We start from the raw sequence: 2,508 nt of genomic DNA, 5'->3' as shown, positions 1-2,508 counted from the left end.
GGATTTTCCTCGGACCTGTCGCATCCGGTGAGAGTCGACAGTATCGACAATGAGAGGCATCCGATATAAATCCTATCCACTATCGTAGAGAAATAGACTCTCCTATAGTAGATGGGTTTAACTACGATAGCCGTGATTTTTGAACAATGTCTGACGAGTTCCTCAGAGAGATGGTCAATCGAATCTCGTGGTTCTCGCCCGTAGATTACGAGATAATGCTGTTCTATGAGGACCACGACATCGCTGTGACAGCGAAATCGATTGCGGCCAATATCGATTACCACCGACAGTACGTCAACAAACGAATGCGCGTATTGGAGGATGCAGGCCTCTTCTCTAACGAGGAGGGTATCTACGAACTCACGGAGTTCGGCCGCGAGTTCCTCGCTGGGAACGTCGATGAGGACGAACTTCCCGAACCCTGAGTCTGAATGCGCCGCCGAGCCAGATGGATGACCGGAAATGACGATAAAATCCTTGAGCTCCTCGCTCAGGGTCGTCTGGCGCTTAACAAGAAGGCTATCATGGTTAACTTCGAACTCCGTGATATCGACATCTCTTACTCGACTGTGAAGCGTCGTCTGCCGATGCTGGAAGAGGCAGGACTCGTAAAGATGGTCCGCGAGCAAGGCGGCTACTACCAGATTACAGACGATGGTCTGTCGTATCTGAACGAGGAGTTCGAGCCACCTGAACTCTAATCCCAACCACCGATTCTCAAGGAACCATAGGTTCGACACTACCAATCGACCCCCAACTGCACGAAGACCTCGCGCATCCACTCCGGTTCTCTGGGGTCGTCAACCCGTCCCTCATCATCGAACCCGTCGATGAGCGTCGCAATCTCGTTACTATCAATTCCGTAGACCCACCGCCGAGCGCCGTGATGAACGTCGAGGCGAGCGGCATAGTCAGCGTCTGAGGTAATCTCGATTCGGACTTGTAGACCGTTCAGCAACCGGAGCGTCCGACTGGTTCCGGTGCGCGATCTTCCCCCAATTGTCGTGGACATGCTGAGTCCGATGACAATCTGGTATATACGGTTTGACGGGTGATGAACGAATCTTCCAATTTTGAGGGGCTAAAACGTCGAATTCCCGCTTGGGATTAGCTCTATCACCGAATGAGTGAAAATGAACGAATGAACGAATAACCGCGCCGTCTGGCGATTAGCGCGGTGAACGAATCTGGAAACAGCTATAGAAAGTATCGATAGTGATTTTCAAATTTCACCAAGTGGTTAGATACCTATTTACTGCGAGAATACACTACTTTCACTAATATCTCCCTCGATAATTTTATTGTCCCATTCAATATTTGTCTGGTATGTCAGTAATGCACATTATCAGAATGCTCACCGCGGTTGGGGTTCTGATTGCACTCGGGTCAGCTGGTTTTATAGCTGCTGACACATCTGGGAATGATGCAACCAACTTGGGATTGGCAGAAATATTCCAAACAGCGGATAATCCGTGGGGAGAGCCAACTATTGAGGTGTATGTCAATGCGACAGAGGAACATAACGAGGAGCGCGCAGCATTAGAGCTAGCCCGGTTCGCTAATACGACCGACCGAGAAGTCGAATTTACCCGGGTTAATTCCAGCACAAGTGCTGACCTTGTTATTGAATACACCGAGGGGGTCAATTGTGTGAGTAGACGGCCTACGGCTAGTTGTGCATTTGTTGAAGGACCAAAAAACACCACTATGATCCATGACGCAACAATCACGATAGATCGAGACTTGCCGCCTAGCGACTCGCGCAACACTCTTAGGGATAGTTTAGACTATGTTTTCCACGTCGATGAAGAGATGGCAGAGGCCATTGAACAGGGTGATATACTATGAGCCAGAAGCCCATTGGCACGACTAAGTCAGAGTTCAGTGAAGCTCTCAAACATGAATTCAACCGACTCTTAGGTGGAACTACGATAAGGAAAACCTCTGGAGCGTCAGAGCTCGTTGCAGGGATTCTTCTGTACCCCTACACTGTTCTCAGTGCAATAACACGGATTACATTGCTCATCGGACTCGTGACCGCGTTCTCTCCTTTGGGACGGTTATACCGAGTAACATCCGACATATTGTTGTTTGTTGTTGTTTCGTTAACGCTCGTGGGCCTCGCTCCAGTTTCTGCCAGTCAGGCTCTTCCAACGGTTATCGCTACTCCACTCGACGCTGTAGGTGAGTCCCTCGCAGGCATTCTTATTGCTCTGATGAATATTATCGTATGAATTGAAAGTCGGAGCCAGGTGAACCATCTCAATGGCAATTTCGCTTGTATTGTTTGAGCTAGTCAGGCTGGTCAACTTTATTATCTAATTTGACGTGGGGCCATCCTATGATGATACCCATGTCAGACACTACGCCGCCGCTGCACCCGATGGAACGCGAACAGCTCCTGGCTGAATCAACGCTCGTCGTCACGGTGAAATCCTCCGACGAGTTCTACGAAGACGTTACCGAGAGTATCCGGTCGCTCGAGCGTGGCGATGCTGTGGACTCGAC

The 2,508-nt window shown here is 49.7% G+C and carries 5 protein-coding genes and 1 pseudogene; 5 read left to right on the top strand and 1 reads right to left on the bottom strand.

Going from position 1 to position 2,508, the window contains the following annotated elements:
* Positions 1-146: 146 nt before the first annotated feature.
* Positions 147-425 (top strand): helix-turn-helix domain-containing protein, encoded by a 279-nt coding sequence (locus QT222_RS02555; protein ID WP_004057209.1) that lies wholly within the window; start codon positions 147-149, stop codon positions 423-425.
* Between the two features lie 6 nt (positions 426-431).
* Complete coding sequence (locus tag QT222_RS02550) at positions 432-701, top strand: helix-turn-helix domain-containing protein (RefSeq protein WP_491476201.1); 270 nt, start codon at positions 432-434, stop codon at positions 699-701.
* 38 nt (positions 702-739) lie between these two features.
* Here the strand turns inward: QT222_RS02550 and QT222_RS02545 are convergent, their stop codons facing one another.
* Entirely contained in the window at positions 740-1,012 is a 273-nt protein-coding gene (locus tag QT222_RS02545; RefSeq protein ID WP_004057211.1) for a hypothetical protein, read from the bottom strand.
* Between the two features lie 314 nt (positions 1,013-1,326).
* On the opposite strand from QT222_RS02545, the gene QT222_RS02540 reads away from it, so the two are divergent.
* The 3 genes and pseudogenes from QT222_RS02540 to QT222_RS02530 form a co-directional block, all read left to right on the top strand.
* Positions 1,327-1,848, top strand: coding sequence for a hypothetical protein (locus QT222_RS02540; protein ID WP_231512898.1), 522 nt, complete (start codon positions 1,327-1,329; stop codon positions 1,846-1,848).
* The gene (locus QT222_RS02535) at positions 1,845-2,234 is read left to right on the top strand and encodes a hypothetical protein (RefSeq protein WP_049917413.1); all 390 of its coding nucleotides are present in this window, start codon (positions 1,845-1,847) and stop codon (positions 2,232-2,234) included. Before QT222_RS02540 ends, QT222_RS02535 begins: the two co-directional genes overlap by 4 nt.
* 119 nt (positions 2,235-2,353) lie before the next feature.
* Positions 2,354-2,508, top strand: a pseudogene (locus tag QT222_RS02530) (HVO_A0114 family putative DNA-binding protein); the annotation flags it as partial.

This window comes from Haloferax sp. s1, assembly GCF_058382125.1.
Note: the sequence above shows the minus strand (reverse complement) of the source record. Positions and strands in the feature narration are given on the sequence as shown.